17 protein-coding genes are annotated in these 16,845 nt (G+C 69.2%); 4 read left to right on the forward strand and 13 right to left on the reverse strand.

What is annotated here, in order from left to right:
• Positions 1 to 286 precede the first annotated feature (286 nt).
• On the forward strand, positions 287 to 859 hold the full coding sequence (locus OHS82_RS14655; RefSeq protein ID WP_057584018.1) for a cob(I)yrinic acid a,c-diamide adenosyltransferase: 573 nt from the start codon (positions 287 to 289) through the stop codon (positions 857 to 859).
• On the opposite strand, the gene OHS82_RS14660 is transcribed toward OHS82_RS14655, so the two are convergent.
• Positions 856 to 1,425 carry a hypothetical protein gene (locus OHS82_RS14660; protein WP_057584022.1) on the reverse strand — a complete coding sequence of 190 codons (570 nt, stop codon included), beginning with the start codon at positions 1,423 to 1,425 and terminating at the stop codon, positions 856 to 858. The two genes, OHS82_RS14655 and OHS82_RS14660, sit on opposite strands and share 4 nt — an antisense overlap.
• Before the next feature lie 153 nt (positions 1,426 to 1,578).
• On the opposite strand from OHS82_RS14660, the gene OHS82_RS14665 reads away from it, so the two are divergent.
• From OHS82_RS14665 to OHS82_RS14675, 3 genes are all read left to right on the forward strand, one after another.
• The gene (locus OHS82_RS14665; RefSeq protein ID WP_328433982.1) at positions 1,579 to 2,766 is read left to right on the forward strand and encodes a sensor histidine kinase; all 1,188 of its coding nucleotides are present in this window, start codon (positions 1,579 to 1,581) and stop codon (positions 2,764 to 2,766) included.
• On the forward strand, positions 2,763 to 3,416 hold the full coding sequence (locus tag OHS82_RS14670; RefSeq protein WP_057584025.1) for a response regulator: 654 nt from the start codon (positions 2,763 to 2,765) through the stop codon (positions 3,414 to 3,416). The genes OHS82_RS14665 and OHS82_RS14670 overlap by 4 nt, the downstream gene beginning before the upstream one ends.
• A gap of 126 nt (positions 3,417 to 3,542) precedes the next feature.
• Positions 3,543 to 5,363: a glycoside hydrolase family 18 chitinase gene (locus tag OHS82_RS14675; RefSeq protein ID WP_057584026.1), complete on the forward strand. Its 1,821-nt coding sequence runs from the start codon at positions 3,543 to 3,545 to the stop codon at positions 5,361 to 5,363.
• A 41-nt stretch (positions 5,364 to 5,404) separates the two neighbouring features.
• On the opposite strand, the gene OHS82_RS14680 is transcribed toward OHS82_RS14675, so the two are convergent.
• From OHS82_RS14680 to glyA, 12 genes are all read right to left on the reverse strand, one after another.
• Positions 5,405 to 5,851 (reverse strand): DUF2550 domain-containing protein, encoded by a 447-nt coding sequence (locus tag OHS82_RS14680; protein WP_057584027.1) that lies wholly within the window; start codon positions 5,849 to 5,851, stop codon positions 5,405 to 5,407.
• Positions 5,852 to 5,992: 141 nt separating this feature from the next.
• On the reverse strand, positions 5,993 to 6,367 hold the full coding sequence (locus OHS82_RS14685) for a F0F1 ATP synthase subunit epsilon (protein ID WP_057584029.1): 375 nt from the start codon (positions 6,365 to 6,367) through the stop codon (positions 5,993 to 5,995).
• Positions 6,368 to 6,500: 133 nt separating this feature from the next.
• Positions 6,501 to 7,937: a F0F1 ATP synthase subunit beta gene (gene atpD, locus OHS82_RS14690; RefSeq protein ID WP_057584031.1), complete on the reverse strand. Its 1,437-nt coding sequence runs from the start codon at positions 7,935 to 7,937 to the stop codon at positions 6,501 to 6,503.
• Positions 7,937 to 8,854 carry a F0F1 ATP synthase subunit gamma gene (locus tag OHS82_RS14695; RefSeq protein ID WP_057584034.1) on the reverse strand — a complete coding sequence of 306 codons (918 nt, stop codon included), beginning with the start codon at positions 8,852 to 8,854 and terminating at the stop codon, positions 7,937 to 7,939. Before OHS82_RS14695 ends, atpD begins: the two co-directional genes overlap by 1 nt.
• A 21-nt stretch (positions 8,855 to 8,875) precedes the next feature.
• Positions 8,876 to 10,465, reverse strand: coding sequence for a F0F1 ATP synthase subunit alpha (atpA, locus tag OHS82_RS14700; RefSeq protein WP_057584041.1), 1,590 nt, complete (start codon positions 10,463 to 10,465; stop codon positions 8,876 to 8,878).
• A gap of 134 nt (positions 10,466 to 10,599) precedes the next feature.
• Positions 10,600 to 11,421: a F0F1 ATP synthase subunit delta gene (locus tag OHS82_RS14705; protein ID WP_057584043.1), complete on the reverse strand. Its 822-nt coding sequence runs from the start codon at positions 11,419 to 11,421 to the stop codon at positions 10,600 to 10,602.
• Entirely contained in the window at positions 11,418 to 11,966 is a 549-nt protein-coding gene (locus OHS82_RS14710; protein WP_079041661.1) for a F0F1 ATP synthase subunit B, read from the reverse strand. Before OHS82_RS14710 ends, OHS82_RS14705 begins: the two co-directional genes overlap by 4 nt.
• A gap of 46 nt (positions 11,967 to 12,012) precedes the next feature.
• Entirely contained in the window at positions 12,013 to 12,258 is a 246-nt protein-coding gene (locus OHS82_RS14715; protein WP_020131181.1) for an ATP synthase subunit C, read from the reverse strand.
• 72 nt (positions 12,259 to 12,330) lie between these two features.
• Positions 12,331 to 13,140, reverse strand: coding sequence for a F0F1 ATP synthase subunit A (gene atpB / locus OHS82_RS14720; RefSeq protein WP_057584053.1), 810 nt, complete (start codon positions 13,138 to 13,140; stop codon positions 12,331 to 12,333).
• A 222-nt stretch (positions 13,141 to 13,362) separates the two neighbouring features.
• Positions 13,363 to 13,776, reverse strand: a complete 414-nt coding sequence (locus OHS82_RS14725; protein ID WP_057584054.1) for a hypothetical protein — start codon at positions 13,774 to 13,776, stop codon at positions 13,363 to 13,365.
• 304 nt (positions 13,777 to 14,080) lie between these two features.
• Entirely contained in the window at positions 14,081 to 15,427 is a 1,347-nt protein-coding gene (locus OHS82_RS14730) for an MraY family glycosyltransferase (RefSeq protein WP_328433983.1), read from the reverse strand.
• A gap of 173 nt (positions 15,428 to 15,600) precedes the next feature.
• The gene (gene glyA, locus OHS82_RS14735; protein WP_328433984.1) at positions 15,601 to 16,839 is read right to left on the reverse strand and encodes a serine hydroxymethyltransferase; all 1,239 of its coding nucleotides are present in this window, start codon (positions 16,837 to 16,839) and stop codon (positions 15,601 to 15,603) included.
• Positions 16,840 to 16,845: the final 6 nt, after the last annotated feature.

The raw sequence follows: 16,845 nt of genomic DNA on the forward strand, positions 1-16,845 counted from the left end.
CCGATGTCACCGGCGTCAACCATCCGGCGCAGCCGCCCCGGTCGCCCGTCCATCTGCCTCTCGGCCGGAGATTAGCGCTCGTGAGGCACTGCGTGACCGGTTAGTAACGCGTCTCACGTCTCACGGCGTGAGACGCCGGTCACGTCGTCAAATCCTGTCCGATTCACGCCGATTGGCCCCGTCCTGAGCAGGCGTCGGTCCCCTGCCGGGGGCCGCCGGCCCGGCCGTCCGCGGACCGTGACGAAGGGAACGGAGCGGATGCCCGGGGACGGTCTAGATTGGCGGCATGGTCAATCTGACGCGCATCTACACGAGGACCGGCGACCAGGGCACCACCAATCTGGGCGACATGAGCCGGGTCGCCAAGACGGACCTGCGGATCGCCGCCTACGCCGACGCCAACGAGGCGAACGCGGTGATCGGCACGGCCCTAGCACTGGGCGGACTCGACGAGGAGACGGCCGAGGTGCTCATCCGCGTCCAGAACGACCTGTTCGACGTGGGCGCCGACCTGTCGACGCCGGTCACGGAGAACCCGGAGTTCCCGCCCCTGAGGGTCGAGCAGTTCTACATCGACCGGCTGGAGGCGGACTGCGACCGCTTCAACGGGCAGTTGGAGAAGCTGCGGTCGTTCATCCTGCCCGGCGGCACCCCGGGCGCGGCGCTGCTGCATCAGGCGTGCACGGTGGTCCGCCGCGCCGAACGCTCCACATGGGCCGCCCTGGAGGCGCACGGCGAGCGGATGAACCCGCTCACCGCGACCTACCTCAACCGCCTGTCGGACCTGTTGTTCATCCTCGCCCGCACCGCCAACAAGGCGGTCGGGGACGTGCTGTGGGTGCCGGGCGGGGAGCGCTAGCCCATCTTGGCCGGTTCCCGCTCCGGGCCGCCCTTCGGTTCCCGCTTGGGGAAGAAGGTGTAGCTCGCGGCGATGACGACGTTGACGCCGACGACGAGCAGCATCCGCTGCTGCCACGCCCGCAGCGAGCCGGTGTCGCCGTCGCCGCCGACGTACCAGACGGCCGCCTGGAGCAGGGCGACTGCGACCAGTGCCGCGAGGGTCCACCGGCCCGCGACCTTCCACTCGTGGACGGCGCGGGCCGTGCCGTACCTCGGGGGCCGCACCGGCGGCGGGCCGCCCGCGAAGCGGTGGGCGACCCGGGCGTCCGCCCACTTGATCGTGGAGTGGCCGAGGCCCACGGTGAAGCCGATGTAGACGGCGGCGAGGCCGTGCCGCCAGTCCGGCTCGGCGCCGTTCCTGAGGTCGGCCGCGGTCACGGCGAACAGCACGATCTCCAGCAGCGGCTCGCACAGCAGCAGCGCGAGGCCCAGCCGCGGCATCCGGAACACATACCGGAAGGCCAGCCCGCCGGCCAGCAGCACCCAGAAGGCCACCTCGCAGACGATGATCAGTGTGACGACCACGGTTCGCTCCTCTCCCTCACCGTCCCAGACTCCCGCCCCGGGCCGCCGGACGCGTCGTCGCCGGTGACGAGGTCGCGGTACATCGAAAGATGCAGTTCCGGACCATTCCCGGGGAGCAGGCGCACGCCCTGCGAGGCGTGTTGGATGGAGGGCATGGCCGTACGACGACTGCCCCGCCCGCACCGTTTCGACGTCTGCGTCGCGGTCGGCGGGCTGCTGGGCGGGCTGTTCCTGGTGGTGATCGGTCTGGGCACCCGGCCGTCCGACGACCCGATCACCCTGTTCGACGGCCCCTGGCCGGTGCTGGCGCCGCTCACCGTGATGGCCGGCTGCGAGGTGGCGCGCCGGGCGGCTCCCCGCGCGGCGCTGCTCACCGGCACGGCCGCGATCACCGCGGACCTCGTGACCCAGGGCAGCCTGTCCACGATCCTGATGTTCACCGACCTCGTGTACGCGGCCGTCCTGTACGGCCCGCTCGCCTCCGCCCGTCGCATCCAGTGGGTCACCGGACTGCTCACGGTGGCGGGGACGCTGGTGCCGTTCGCGCTCTGGCGGGTGCCCGAGGCCCTGCTGATCGGCGTGGTCGTCGGCGTCGTCGCGTACGCGCCCGCCGCCACCGGCTGGATCGTGCGCAACCACCGGGACGCCGCCGAGGCGGCACGGCTGCGGGCCGAACAGACCGCGCTGCTCGCCGAGATGGACCGGACCCAGGCCGTCACCGCAGAACGGGCGCGGATGGCAAGGGAGTTGCATGACATGGTCGCCAACCACCTGTCCGCGATCGCCATCCACTCGACGGCGGCGCTGTCGATCGACGATCCGGACACGTCCCGGCAGGCGCTGACCGTCATCCGCGAGAACAGCGTCGAGGGGCTGACGGAGATGCGGCGGCTGATCGGCATCCTGCGCGACGGCAGCGGGGACCACGAACCTGCCGCGGCCGCCACTCTCGACGGTCTGGCGGCCCTCGTCGACGGCGCCCGCGCCAACGGCCTCGACGCGACCCTGGACATCACCCCGGACGCCGGCCTCGGCCGGGTGCCCGCCCCCGTCGAACTCGCCGCGTACAGGATCGTGCAGGAGTCGCTGACCAACGCCCTGAAGCACGCCTGCCCCGGCCGGGTCACCGTCACCCTGCTCCGGCGCGACGACACGCTCGACGTGCGGGTGAGCAGCCCTTACGGCCACCGGGACGGGCCACGCGCCCCGGGTTCCGGCGCGGGACTCGTCGGCATGCGGGAGCGGGCGGCCCTGCTGGGCGGCACGTTCCACGCCGGGCCGCAGGGGCCTCGCTGGACGGTCCACACCGCCTTCCCGCTCGTCGAAGGAGAGCCCGCATGAGCTCCGTCATCCGCGTGCTCGTGGCCGAGGACCAGTCCGCCGTGCGCGCCGGTCTGGTCCTCATCCTGCGCAGCGCGTCCGACATCGAGGTGGTCGGGGAGGCCGCGGACGGGGAGCAGGCGGTGGCGCTGGCCCGGGAGCTGCGGCCGGACCTGGTGCTGATGGACGTTCAGATGCCGCGCCTCGACGGGGTGGCGGCGACCCGGAAGGTCGTCGAGGAGGGGCTGGCGGACGTCCTCGTACTGACCACCTTCGACCTCGACGCGTACGTCTTCGGGGCGTTGCGTGCCGGTGCGGCCGGGTTCCTGCTCAAGGACACGGAGGCGCGGGACCTGCTGGCGGCGGTCCGGACCGTGGCGGCCGGCGAGGGACTGATCGCCCCGGCCGTGACCCGTCGTCTGATCGCCGAGTTCGCCGCCGTGCCCGCGCGGGCGCCCGGGGCCGATCCGGCCGTCCTCGACGCGCTCACCCGGCGTGAACGCGAGGTGCTGGCCTGTCTGGGACAGGGGCTGTCCAACGCGGGCATCGCCGAACGCCTCGACATGGCGGAGGCGACCGTGAAGACGCACGTCAGTCGGCTGCTGGGCAAGCTGGGACTGCGCAGCCGGGTGCAAGCGGCGGTGCTGGCGCAGGAGTTGGGCGTCGGGTGAATCCGGGGGCGGAGCGTGCCGCACTGGTCCAGACCTATTGACCCGTGGTCCAGACCTTTCTATTCTCGCGGCACCGTGGGCGTGAAGGCTCAGTCACGCCCCCCGACTCCCCCGAGGAGGCGCAGGATGCGCTTCAGACACAGAGCCGCGGCAGGGTTCGCGACGCTGTTGCTCCCCCTGGCCGGGCTGGTCGGCCTGGCGGGCCCCGCCCAGGCCGCCACGACCGCCACCGCCACCTACACCAAGGCCTCGGACTGGGGCACCGGCTTCGAGGGCAGGTGGACGGTGAAGAACACCGGCACCACCGCCATCAGCTCCTGGACGGTCGAGTGGGACTTCCCCTCCGGGACCTCCGTCACCTCCGCCTGGGACGCCGACGTCACCTCCGCCGGCCTGCACTGGACCGCCAAGAACAAGTCGTGGAACGGCTCCCTCGCCCCCGGCGCCTCCGTCTCCTTCGGCTTCAACGGCGCCGGCTCCGGCTCGCCCGCCAACTGCCGTCTGAACGGCGGCGGTTGTGACGGAACGTCGGTTCCCGGCGATTCCGCCCCCTCGGCCCCGGGCACCCCCACGGCCTCCTTGGTCACCGACACCTCCGTGAAGCTGGCCTGGTCCGCCGCCACCGACGACAAGGGCGTCAAGAACTACGACGTCCTGCGCGACGGCGCCAAGGTCGCCACCGTGACGACCACCTCGTACACCGACACCGGTCTGACCGCGGGCACCGACTACTCCTACGCCGTCCGGGCCCGCGACACCGCCGACCAGACGGGACCGGCCGGCGGCGCCCTCGCCGTCCGCACCACCGGCGGCACCACTCCCCCGACCACCGGCGACAAGGTCAGGCTCGGCTACTTCACCGAGTGGGGCATCTACGGCCGCAACTACAACGTCAAGAACCTGGTGACGTCGGGCTCGGCCGCCAAGATCACCCACATCAACTACGCCTTCGGCAACGTCACGAACGGCCAGTGCGCGATCGGCGACTCCTACGCCGACTACGACAAGGCCTTCACCGCCGACCAGTCGGTCAGCGGCGTCGCCGACACCTGGGACCAGCCACTGCGCGGCAACTTCAACCAGCTGCGCCAGCTGAAGGCCAAGTACCCGCACATCAAGGTGCTCTGGTCGTTCGGCGGCTGGACCTGGTCCGGCGGCTTCGCCCAGGCCGCGGCCAACCCGGCCGCGTTCGCCCAGTCCTGCTACAACCTGGTCGAGGACCCGCGCTGGGCCGACGTCTTCGACGGCATCGACATCGACTGGGAGTACCCGAACGCCTGCGGCCTGTCCTGCGACACCAGCGGGGCCGCGGCCTACAAGAACCTGATGCAGGCACTGCGCGCCAAGTTCGGCGCGAACTACCTGGTCACCGCGGCCACCACGGCCGACGGCACCTCCGGCGGCAAGATCGACGCCGCCGACTACGCGGGCGCCGCGAGCTACGTCAACTGGTACAACGTGATGACGTACGACTTCTTCGGCGCCTTCGACGCGGACGGTCCGACCGCCCCGCACTCCCCGCTGACGACGTACAGCGGCATCCCGCAGGCCGGGTTCACCACGGCCGACGCGATAGCCAAGTTCAAGGCGAAGGGCGTGCCCGCGAACAAGCTGCTCATCGGCATCGGCTTCTACGGCCGCGGCTGGACGGGCGTCACCCAGGACGCCCCGGGCGGCACGGCCACGGGCCCGGCGCCGGGAACCTACGAGCAGGGCATCGAGGACTACAAGGTCCTCAAGACGTCCTGTCCCGCCACCGGCACGATCGCCGGCACGGCGTACGCGAAGTGCGGCAGCAACTGGTGGTCCTACGACACCCCGGCCACCATCGCCGGGAAGATGGCCTGGGCCAGGAACCAGGGCCTCGGCGGGGCCTTCTTCTGGGAGTTCAGCGGCGACACCGCGGGCGGTGAACTGGTGAGCGCCATCAACAGCGGAATGTCGTGACCGCAGCGGCAGAGTCCGGATGATCCGGCGAGTGGATGCGGCTACGCCACATTCACTCGCTGTCCGGGCGGGGCCGCCTCCAGCCAGGCGAGGAATCCGGTCAGCGCGTCCTCGCTCATCGCGAGCTCCAGGCGCGTGCCCCGGTGCAGACAGACCAGGATCACCGCGTCGGACAGCAACGCCAGCTCCTCCTCGCCCTCGGGGAGCCGGCGGCCGGCCACCTCGATCGTGCCGCGCTCCAGAACCCGGCGCGGACGGTACGCGTAGGAGAAGACCCGGTACCACTCGATGCGGTCGCCGTTGTAGCGGGCGACGCCGTAGCTCCAGCCCTTGCCGCTCGTGTCCGGTTTCTCGGAGACGTCCCAGCGCAGGGAGCAGTCGAAGGTGCCGCCGGAGCGCTGGATGAGTCTGCGGCGCAGACCGAAGACGAACAACCCCAGCGCCACCAGGGCCACGACGATTCCGCACACAGTCAGAGCGAGGATCATCGACACCGACCTCCTCGTCTCCTAGGTACCGAAATAGGTAACGGAACGGAAAAATCATCCATATCTGCCTCAGCCGCGGTCGGCTCCGGATTGCTCCGGTGCCGACCGCGGCTGAGTGACGTCAAGCGGTTACACGCTGGCTCAGCGTGAGGCCGCCGCACGCAGTCGTACGTCCGCGCGACGCTCGGCGGCGGCATCGCCCTCCGCCTTCGCGCGCTCGAGCTCGCGCTCCACGCGCTGGACGTCGATCTCGTCCGACAGCTCGGCGATCTCGGCCAGCAGCGACAGCTTGTTGTCCGCGAACGAGATGAAACCGCCGTGCACCGCGGCGACGACCGTTCCACCATCACTCGTACGGATGGTCACCGGGCCCGACTCCAGCACACCGAGCAGCGGCTGGTGACCGGGCATGACGCCGATGTCGCCGGACGTGGTGCGCGCGACGACCAGGGTGGCCTCGCCGGACCAGACCTCTCGGTCGGCCGCGACCAACGCGACGTGCAGCTCAGCAGCCAAGGTGGCTCCTCGGGTCACCACCCGGCGGATTCTGCCGGGTGTTGGTTACAAGTCTAATGGGCGTGCGTGAGGGGGCGGGACGCGCCCGCCCCCTCAGACGTGAGCCGAAGGGCTCACTTCGAACTCAGGGAGTTCAGGAGACGCCCAGCTCCTTGGCGTTGGCCTTCAGGTCCTCGATGCCACCGCACAGGAAGAACGCCTGCTCCGGGAAGTGGTCGTAGTCGCCGTCGATGATCGCGTTGAACGCGGTGATCGACTCGTCCAGCGGCACGTCCGACCCGTCGACGCCGGTGAACTGCTTGGCGACGTGGGTGTTCTGGGACAGGAAGCGCTCCACGCGACGGGCGCGGTGGACGGTGAGCTTGTCCTCCTCGCCCAGCTCGTCGATGCCGAGGATGGCGATGATGTCCTGAAGGTCCTTGTACTTCTGCAGGACCGTCTTGACGCGCATCGCGGTGTTGTAGTGGTCCGCCGCGATGTAGCGGGGGTCCAGGATCCGGGACGTGGAGTCCAGCGGGTCCACGGCCGGGTAGATGCCCTTCTCCGAGATCGGACGGGAGAGCACCGTCGTCGCGTCGAGGTGGGCGAAGGTGGTGGCCGGGGCCGGGTCGGTCAGGTCGTCCGCGGGGACGTAGATCGCCTGCATCGAGGTGATCGAGTGACCGCGGGTCGAGGTGATGCGCTCCTGGAGGAGACCCATCTCGTCGGCCAGGTTCGGCTGGTAACCCACCGCGGAGGGCATCCGGCCGAGCAGGGTCGAGACCTCGGAACCGGCCTGGGTGAAGCGGAAGATGTTGTCGATGAAGAACAGCACGTCCTGCTTCTGCACATCGCGGAAGTACTCCGCCATGGTCAGACCGGCCAGGGCCACGCGCAGACGGGTGCCCGGGGGCTCGTCCATCTGACCGAAGACCAGGGCGGTCTTGTCGATGACGCCCGAGTCGGCCATCTCCTCGATGAGGTCGTTGCCCTCACGGGTGCGCTCACCGACGCCGGCGAACACGGAGACACCGTCGTGGTTGTTGGCGACGCGGTAGATCATCTCCTGGATGAGCACCGTCTTGCCGACGCCGGCGCCGCCGAACAGACCGATCTTTCCACCCTTGACGTACGGGGTGAGGAGGTCGATGACCTTGACGCCGGTCTCGAACATCTCGGTCTTCGACTCGAGCTCGTCGAAGTTGGGGGCCTTGCGGTGGATGGACCAGCGCTCGCCCTCGTAAGTCTCGTCGACGTTCAGCACCTCACCGAGGGTGTTGAACACCTTGCCCTTGGTGAAGTCGCCGACCGGGACGGTGATGCCCGTGCCGGTGTCGGTGACCGGGGCCTGGCGGACCAGACCGTCGGTGGGCTGCATCGAGATCGTGCGGACCAGGCCGTCACCCAGGTGCTGGGCGACCTCCAGGGTCAGCGTCTTCTTCTCGCCGGCGAGGGCCGGGTCGGCCACCTCGACGTGAAGGGCGTTGTAGATCTCCGGCATGGCGTCGACGGGGAATTCCACGTCGACGACCGGGCCGATGACCCGGGCGACGCGGCCCGTGGCAACGGCCGTCTCAACTGTCGTCGTCATTACCTGTCACTCCCCGCGGTCGCGTCGGCCAGGGCTGCGGAGCCACCGACGATCTCGCTGATTTCCTGGGTGATTTCGGCCTGGCGGGCCGCGTTGGCAAGCCGGGAGAGCGTCTCGATGAGCTCGCCCGCGTTGTCGGTCGCCGACTTCATCGCGCGCCGCGTGGCGGCGTGCTTCGAGGCTGCCGACTGGAGGAGAGCGTTGTAGACGCGGCTCTCCACATAGCGCGGCAGCAGGGCGTCGAGGACGTCCTCCGCCGAGGGCTCGAAGTCGTACAGCGGAAGGATCTCGCCCTTCGGCGCCGCCTCCTTGGCGACCTCGTCGAGGCTGAGCGGCAGCAGACGGTCGCCGAGCGCCGTCTGCGTCATCATCGAGACGAACTCGGTGAAGACGATGTGGAGTTCGTCCACCCCGCCGTCCGCCGTGTCCTTCTCGATGGCCTCGATCAGCGGACCCGCGACCTTCTTGGCGTCCGCGTACGTCGGCTCGTCCGTGAAGCCCGACCACGACTCCGCGACCTTGCGCTCACGGAAGTTGTAGTGCGCGAGACCACGCCGGCCGACGATGTACGTGTCGACCTGCTTGCCCTCGGCCTCGAGGCGGGCCGTCAGCTGCTCCGCGGCCTTGATGGCGTTGGAGTTGAAGGCGCCGGCGAGACCGCGGTCGCTCGTGAGGAGCAGCACCGCGGACCGCACGACCGTCTCGGCCTGCGTGGTCAGCGCGTGCTTCGTGTTCGAACCGGTGCCGACCGCCGTGACCGCGCGGGTGAGCTCGGTCGCGTACGGCGCGGAGGCCGCCACCTTGCGCTGCGCCTTGACGACGCGCGAGGCGGCGATCATCTCCATCGCCTTGGTGATCTTCTTGGTCGCGGTGACGGATCGGATGCGACGCTTGTAGACCCGGAGCTGGGCTCCCATGAGTCAGGTCCCTTCCTTACGTCACTTGGCCGCGGCCGGGGCGTCCTCGCCGAGAAGCTTGCCGTCCGAGGTCTCGAACTGCTTCTTGAACTCGGCGATGGCGTCGGCAACAGCGGTGAGGGTGTCGTCCGACATCTTCGCGCCCTCCTTGATGGAGGTCATGAGGCCCTGCTCCTTGCGGTGCAGGTACTCCAGGAGCTCCTTCTCGAAGCGGCGGACGTCGGAGACCGGAACATCGTCCATCTTGCCGGTGGTACCGGCCCACACGGAGACGACCTGGTCCTCGGTCGGCATCGGCTGGTACTGCGGCTGCTTGAGCAGCTCGACCAGGCGCTGACCGCGCTCCAGCTGCGACTTCGACGCCGCGTCCAGGTCGGAACCGAAGGCGGCGAACGCCTCCAGCTCGCGGTACTGGGCGAGGTCGAGGCGGAGCCGGCCGGACACCTGGCGCATGGCCTTGTGCTGGGCGGAGCCGCCGACGCGGGAGACCGAGATACCGACGTTCAGGGCCGGACGCTGGCCGGCGTTGAACAGGTCGGACTCCAGGAAGCACTGGCCGTCGGTGATGGAGATGACGTTGGTCGGGATGAACGCCGAGACGTCGTTGGCCTTCGTCTCGACGATCGGCAGACCGGTCATCGAGCCGGCGCCCAGGTCGTCGGAGAGCTTCGCGCAGCGCTCCAGCAGACGGGAGTGCAGGTAGAAGACGTCACCCGGGTAGGCCTCGCGGCCCGGCGGACGGCGCAGCAGCAGCGACACGGCGCGGTAGGCGTCGGCCTGCTTCGAGAGGTCGTCGAAGATGATGAGGACGTGCTTGCCCTCGTACATCCACTGCTGACCGATGGCCGAACCGGTGTACGGCGCCAGGTACTTGAAGCCGGCCGGGTCGGACGCCGGGGCGGCGACGATGGTCGTGTACTCCAGCGCGCCGGCCTCTTCGAGGGCGCCACGCACGGAGGCGATGGTCGAGCCCTTCTGGCCGATGGCGACGTAGACGCAGCGGACCTGCTTCTTCACGTCGCCGGAGCGCCAGTTGTCGCGCTGGTTGATGATCGTGTCGACGGCCAGGGCGGTCTTGCCGGTCTGGCGGTCACCGATGATCAGCTGACGCTGGCCACGGCCGATCGGGGTCATCGCGTCGACGGCCTTGTAGCCGGTCTCCATCGGCTCGTGCACCGACTTACGGGCCATGACGCCCGGAGCCTGCAGCTCCAGGGCACGGCGACCGGACGTCTCGATCTCGCCGAGGCCGTCGATCGGGTTGCCGAGCGGGTCGACGACACGGCCGAGGTAGCCCTCGCCGACGGCGACGGACAGGACCTCTCCCGTGCGGGTGACCGGCTGGCCTTCTTCGACGCCGCTGAACTCGCCGAGGATGACGGTACCGATCTCGCGCTCTTCGAGGTTGAGCGCAAGACCGAGGGTGCCGTCCTCGAACTTCAGCAGTTCGTTGGCCATGGCCGAGGGGAGGCCCTCGACCTTCGCGATGCCGTCGCCGGCAAGGGTGACCGTACCGACCTCCTCGCGCGAGGCCGCGTCCGGCTTGTACGACTGGACAAAGTTCTCCAGCGCGTCCCGGATCTCCTCCGGCCGGATCGTGAGCTCCGCCATCTGGGTTCCCTGCTCTCCTTGTTGGGCCCGAAGTTTCACTTTGGGGGGATGGGGACTCCCCCCTGAAAGAGGTGAATCCTCTGCACGGCCCAACCAGGGCCGCCATCAGTTCGTACTGCGGTCTTGAGTTGCTGCTAGCTCGCCATGCGGCGGGCGGCGTCCTCGATGCGGTCCGCGAGGGAGCCGTTGATCACCTCGTCGCCGACCTGCACCCGGATCCCGCCGAGGACCGCGGGGTCCACGTCGAGGTTGAGGTGCATCGGGCGGCCGTAGAGCTTGGCGAGGGCTGCGCCGAGGCGCTGCTTCTGCGGGTCGCTCAGCGGTACCGCCGAGGTGACGACGGCGACCATGCGGTCCCGGCGCTCAGCGGCGAGCTTGGACAGGGCCTCGAGGCCCGCTTCCAGGCTACGTCCACGCGGCGCGGTCACGAGGCGCGTCACCAGTCGCTCGGTGGCCGCGTCGGCCCGGCCGCCGAGCAGGCTGCCCAGCAGCTCGCTCTTGGCCGAGACGGTGGCCTTCCGGTTGGTCAGTGCGGCGCGCAGCTCGGTGTTCGAGGAGACGATCCGTCCGAAGCGGAACAGTTCGTCCTCGACGTCGTCGAGCGTGCCGGCCTTCTGCGCGGCCGTGAGGTCGGCGATGGACGCCAGCTCCTCCAGCACGTCCACCAGGTCGCGGGACTGCGACCAGCGGGAACGCACCAGGCCGGACACCAGGTCGGCGGCGGGGCCGCTGATCCGGGAGCCGAGCAGGCGCTGGACCAGTTCGGCCTTGGCCTCACCGGCCTGCGCCGGGTCGGTGAGGACCCGACGCAGTGAGACCTCGCGGTCGAGCAGCGCGGTGACGGTCGCCAGCTCACCGGCGAGCTGCGCGGCGTCCACGGACGTGGAGTCCGTCAGCGCGTCGAGACGCTCACGGGCTGCTGCGAATGCCTCGCGGCTCGCTCCGTGTGCGGTCATCGAGACGCCTCGGCCTTCTCCTCGAGCTCGTCGAGGAAACGGTCGATGACGCGGCTCTGCCGGGCGTGGTCCTCGAGGGACTCCCCGACGAGCTTGCCGGCCAGATCGGTGGCGAGCTTGCCGACGTCCTGGCGCAGCGCGGACGCGGCGGCCTTGCGGTCCGCCTCGATCTGGCTGTGCCCGGCGGCGACGATCTCCTCGCGCTGACGCTGGCCTTCCGCGCGCATCTCGGTGATGAGCGTGGCGCCCTGCTCCTGCGCCTCCTGGCGCAGCCGCGCGGCCTCGTGGCGGGCCTCGGCGAGCTGGGCCTTGTACTGCTCCAGGACGCTCTGGGCCTCCGTGCGAGCAATCTCGGCCTGTTCGATCCCGCCCTCGATGGCGTCGCGACGCTCTTCCAGAACCTTGTTGATGTTCGGAAGGAGCTTCTTGCCCAGGACGAAGAACACGATCGCGAAAGCGATCAGACCGATGACGAGCTCGGGGATCTCCGGGATCAGAGGATTCTGGGCCTCCTCCTCAGCCGCGATTTGCAGCAAGGGCGAGATCACATCAGTTCCTTCCGTGGAATTCTCTCGTCGGCGTTAGACCGGATCAGGACGTCGGGTAGACGAAGCCCATGACCAGACCGATCAGGGCGAGCGCCTCACAGAGGACGAAGCCGAGGATCTGGTTCTGACGGATCAGGCCGGCGGCCTCGGGCTGGCGGGCCAGCGCCTGGGTGCCGTTACCGAAGATGATGCCAACGCCGACGCCGGGGCCGATGGCCGCGAGACCGTAGCCGATGGCAGCGAGGTTGCCCTTGATTTCGACCGCGGCGAGGGTGTCGAGAGCGGACATGCCGTAACTTCCTTCTCTTTACACAGGCCGGTGGGGGTTGGCCACCGGAAGTTCAGGGGGTGGTGCGGGTGCTCAGTGGTGCTCGGCGAGCGCGCCCTGGATGTAGCTGCAGGACAGGAGGATGAAGACGTAGGCCTGGAGGGCCTGGATGAACAGCTCGAACACCGTCATCACGAGGACCATCAGGAACGAGACCGCCGAGTAGGCGATGCCGATGCCGTTGAGCAGGTACCAGGTTCCGATGGTGAAGATCAGGATCAGCACGTGCCCGGCGAACATGTTGGCGAAGAGCCGGACGGCGTGGGTGAACGGCCGGATGAACACGTTCGACAGGAACTCGAAGAACATGACCATCGGGAACACCGGGCCGAGCGACGGGTCGTAGCCGGTGATGTTCTTCCAGCCGCCGATGAAGCCGTGGCGCTTGAACGTCAGGCTCATCCACACGACGTAGACGATGGCGGCGAGACCGACCGGGAACGCGATGACCGCGGTGGCCGGGAACTGGGCGATCGGGATGATCGACCACAGGTTCATGATCCAGATGAAGAAGAACAGCGCGAACATCAGCGGGACGTACTTCTCGCCCTCGCGTTTGCCGATCGTCTCGTACACGACCCCGCGACGGACGAAGTCGTAACCCGCCTCGCCGACCATCTGGAGCTTGCCGGGAATCAGCTTCGGCTTGGCGAAGGCAGCCCAGAAGAATCCGATGACGATGACGGTGGTCACCAGCGAGAGCAGCATCGGCTTGTTGAATTCGATGCCGCCGACGGTGAAGAGCGGCTCGAACATGAACGAGTGCAGGCCGGGGGTCGGGAAACCGCACCCGTCGAAAATATGACAGTCGGTCTCGAAGGCGAGCGTCTTGGCGTTACTCACCGCGAGCTCCTTCAGCGTGGCGCATGGGTACGGCAACCTCGATGTGTCGGCGCGGCCTGCGACCGCGGGACGGCACTGGACTGGACTTGCGGATCAGGGGGCGGCGACCGGGCTCCGAACCGTGAGGCGTCACAGGCACTCTTGCCGCCCGCGCCAGCTCTGCCGCAGTTGTGGCGAGACCATAGCAAAAGAGCGGAAGTCCCTTTACACCGGCCCTACAGGTCACGACGACGTCCGAGCGGAATCCGGCTCGACGTAGAGGATCTTGGCCTTCATGTGCGAACGCACCTGGGCGGCGATCCACACCAGAGTGGCCGCGAGCAGCGTGAAGGCGAAACATTTCGGATCGAAGGCCGAGGTCCCCTTGAACGTGATCAGCACGATCATCAACAGCAAAATCTGAGTGGTGTACAGCAACAGCCCCATCGACTGGAACAGATGGGGAAGCTGGCGCGCGGTGCGCAGCAGCACCATCAACCCGCCGCCCATGAAAAGCAGGACGAGCACCGCACCGAAGACGGCGCCGAGCGCTCCCTTGCCGCCGGCAACGGCGGCGCTCACCGCGACTCCCGCCACACCCGCGACCGCGGTGGGCAGGGCACAGTGCAGGAGCGTTCGTACGTCGTTGGACTGCATGGCGGCAACTCCGCATTCAACGGGGGGCAGGGTGTCGTCATGGACGAGCGTAGTCCCGGCCCGAGGGGGCGAGTGACCTCGCTCCGCCTCGCTCCAACGGACCGTCTCAGCACGGCCCTTCGGCTCTATCCGGGGGTTCTCGTGAACCGTATCACAAACTATTTGATGAGGTCTTTACCTGGAAGGTGTGCGCACTGTCACACATGAGAGTGACAGTGCGCGTCTGTGCAGAAACCGGGGTGGCTTGTCTGGTATTGGGAGCTTTGCCCTCCCCGAACTCTCCCACGACTTGGCAATGCTCTCGTCAGATTCTTACCTTGGAGCTGCGCCGCCCACCGATCGCGGTGGCCCCGTTGGCCCCCGTCGCCCCGACCGTGACGGGCGCCTGCTGCGTCTCCTGCGCACGGGCCGCAGCCGGCTCCAGGTCCGCCCCGGACGGCTCGGCGGAGGCCGCCGGCTGCTGCTGGACGGCCGCGGAGCGCCGGCGGCGCCGGTAGCGCGGCGGGACGAACGCCTCGGCCCAGCGCGGGGCGCGCGGCGTGAACCGCGGCAGCAGAAGCAGCCCCAGCCCGATCGCGCTGAGGAACACGACGCCGAGGACGATCCACATGGACGCCGAGTTGACCGAGTAGGCGAGCGCGCCGAACGCGATCAGCGCCGACCAGAAGTACATGATCAGCACCGCGCGACTGTGCGAGTGACCGATCTCCAGGAGCCGGTGGTGCAGATGCCCCCGGTCCGCGGCGAACGGCGACTGGCCGCGCCAGGTGCGCCGCACGATCGCCAGGATGAGGTCGGCGGCCGGGATCGCGATGATCGTCAACGGCATCACCAGCGGGATGTACACCGGCACCATCTGGTGGACGGTGCTGCGCTCGGACCCGCTGACGCTGAACAGGTTGTCCGGGTCGACGTTTCCCGTGACGGAGATGGCTCCCGCGGCCAGCACCAGCCCGATCAGCATCGAGCCCGAGTCGCCCATGAAGATCCGCGCGGGGTGCATGTTGTGCGGCAGGAAGCCCAGGCACATGCCCATCAGGATCGCCGCGAAGAGCGTCGCCGGGGCGGCCGCCTCGATGCCGTACGAGTACCAGATGCGGTACGTGTACATGAAGAACGCGGCCGCGGCGATGCACACCATGCCCGCGGCGAGTCCGTCGAGCCCGTCCACGAAGTTGACGGCGTTGATGGTGATGACGACCAGCGCCACCGTCAGCAGCGTGCCCTGCCACTGGGTCAGGGCGACCGTGCCGACCCACGGCACCGGCAGCCACAGGATCGTCAGACCCTGCATGACCATCACGCCCGCGGCGATCATCTGGCCGCCCAGCTTGATCAGGGCGTCGATCTCGAACTTGTCGTCCAGCACGCCGATCAGCCAGATCAGCGCGGCTCCGGACAACAGGGCGCGCGGCTCGTTCGACTTCTCGAAGACCTCGTTGAGGTTGGTGAGATGGTCCGCGACCAGCAGGCCGGCGCACAGACCGAAGAACATCGCGATCCCGCCGAGCCGCGGAGTGGGTTCCCGGTGCACGTCACGGGCCCTGATCTCCGGCATCGCTCCGGCCACGATCGCGAACTTCCGTACCGGCCCTGTCAGCAGATACGTCACCGCGGCCGTGATGCAGAGCGTCAGCAGGTATTCACGCACGGGCTTCCCCACATGTCTCGCCGGCCATCTCAGTCCCACACCCTAGCGATCGACTGCGCCACCACGCATATGTGTGAGGACTTCCGGGTAGTGACGATGGTTTCACGTGAGGCTGTGCACTGTGGCGTACCCGGGGTGCGCACCGGGGGCGCACAGGGCGCGTCTACCCCGGTTCAGGCCGGATAGGGCGGGAACGCCAGGGTCAGTTCGCGCACGTCCTCGCGGGCCGTCCGGGCGTCGGTCACCTCCCGCAGCACCCCGGCCAGCAGCGCCGCGATCCGCGTCATCTGCGCCTCCCCCATGCCCTGCGTGGTCACCGCCGCGGTGCCCAGGCGCAGGCCACGGGCGTTGCCGTGCGGCAGGGCGCAGCAGTCCAGGACGATGCCGGCGGCCGCCAGCAGGCCCCGTGCGGCGCGTCCGTCGACCCCGAGGGGCGCGGTGTCGGCGGTGATGAGATGCGTGTCCGTGCCGCCGGTCGTCACGACCAGCCCCTCCCGCTGCAGCGCGGCCGCGAGAACCCTCGCATTGGCGACCACCTGATGGGCGTACGCGGCGAACGCCGGCGTCGCCGCCTCCCCGAACGCGACCGCCTTCGCGGCGACGGTGTGCATCTGCGCACCGCCCTGCGTGAACGGGAAGACGGCCCGGTCCACGCGCTCGGCGAGGTCCCTGCCGCACAGGATCATCCCGCCGCGCGGCCCGCGCAGCACCTTGTGCGTGGTGGCGCAGACGATGTCGGCGTACGGCACCGGGGAGGGCGCCGCTCCCCCGGCGACCAGGCCGATGGGGTGAGCGGCGTCGGCGATCAGGAACGCGCCGACCTCGTCGGCCACCTCACGGAAGAACGCGTGGTCGAGGTGGCGCGGGTAGGCGATGGACCCGCACACGATCGCCTTGGGCCGGTGGGCCCGGGCCAGGGTGCGCACCTGCTCGTGGTCGATGAGCCCGCTCTCCGGGTCCACCCCGTAGGGGACGAAGTCGAACCAGCGTCCGGAGAAGTTCGCCGGCGAACCGTGGGTGAGATGGCCGCCGAAGGGCAGCCCGAGGGCCAGCACGGTGTCGCCGGGCCGCAGCAGGGCCGCGTAGGCGGCCAGCACCGCCGAGGAGCCCGAGTGCGCCTGCACGTTGGCGTGTTCGGCGCCGAACAGCGCCTTGGCGCGGTCCACGGCGAGGCGCTCGGCGACGTCGACGATCTCGCAGCCGCCGTGGTGGCGGGCGCCCGGATAGCCTTCCGCGTACTTGTTGGCGAGTTGCGAGCCGAGGGCGGCGAGCACGGCGGGCGAGGTGAAGTTCTCGGCGGCGATCAGCTGCAGCGTCGACGCCTGCCGCTCCCGTTCCCCAAGGAGGATCCCGGCCAGCTCGGGGTCCTGCCGGCGCAGGACATCGGTCTCGGGGGCATGGGTGACCGACATGGTGCG

The sequence above is a fragment of the Streptomyces sp. NBC_00425 genome (assembly GCF_036030735.1).
In the GTDB taxonomy this organism is placed as follows: domain Bacteria; phylum Actinomycetota; class Actinomycetes; order Streptomycetales; family Streptomycetaceae; genus Streptomyces.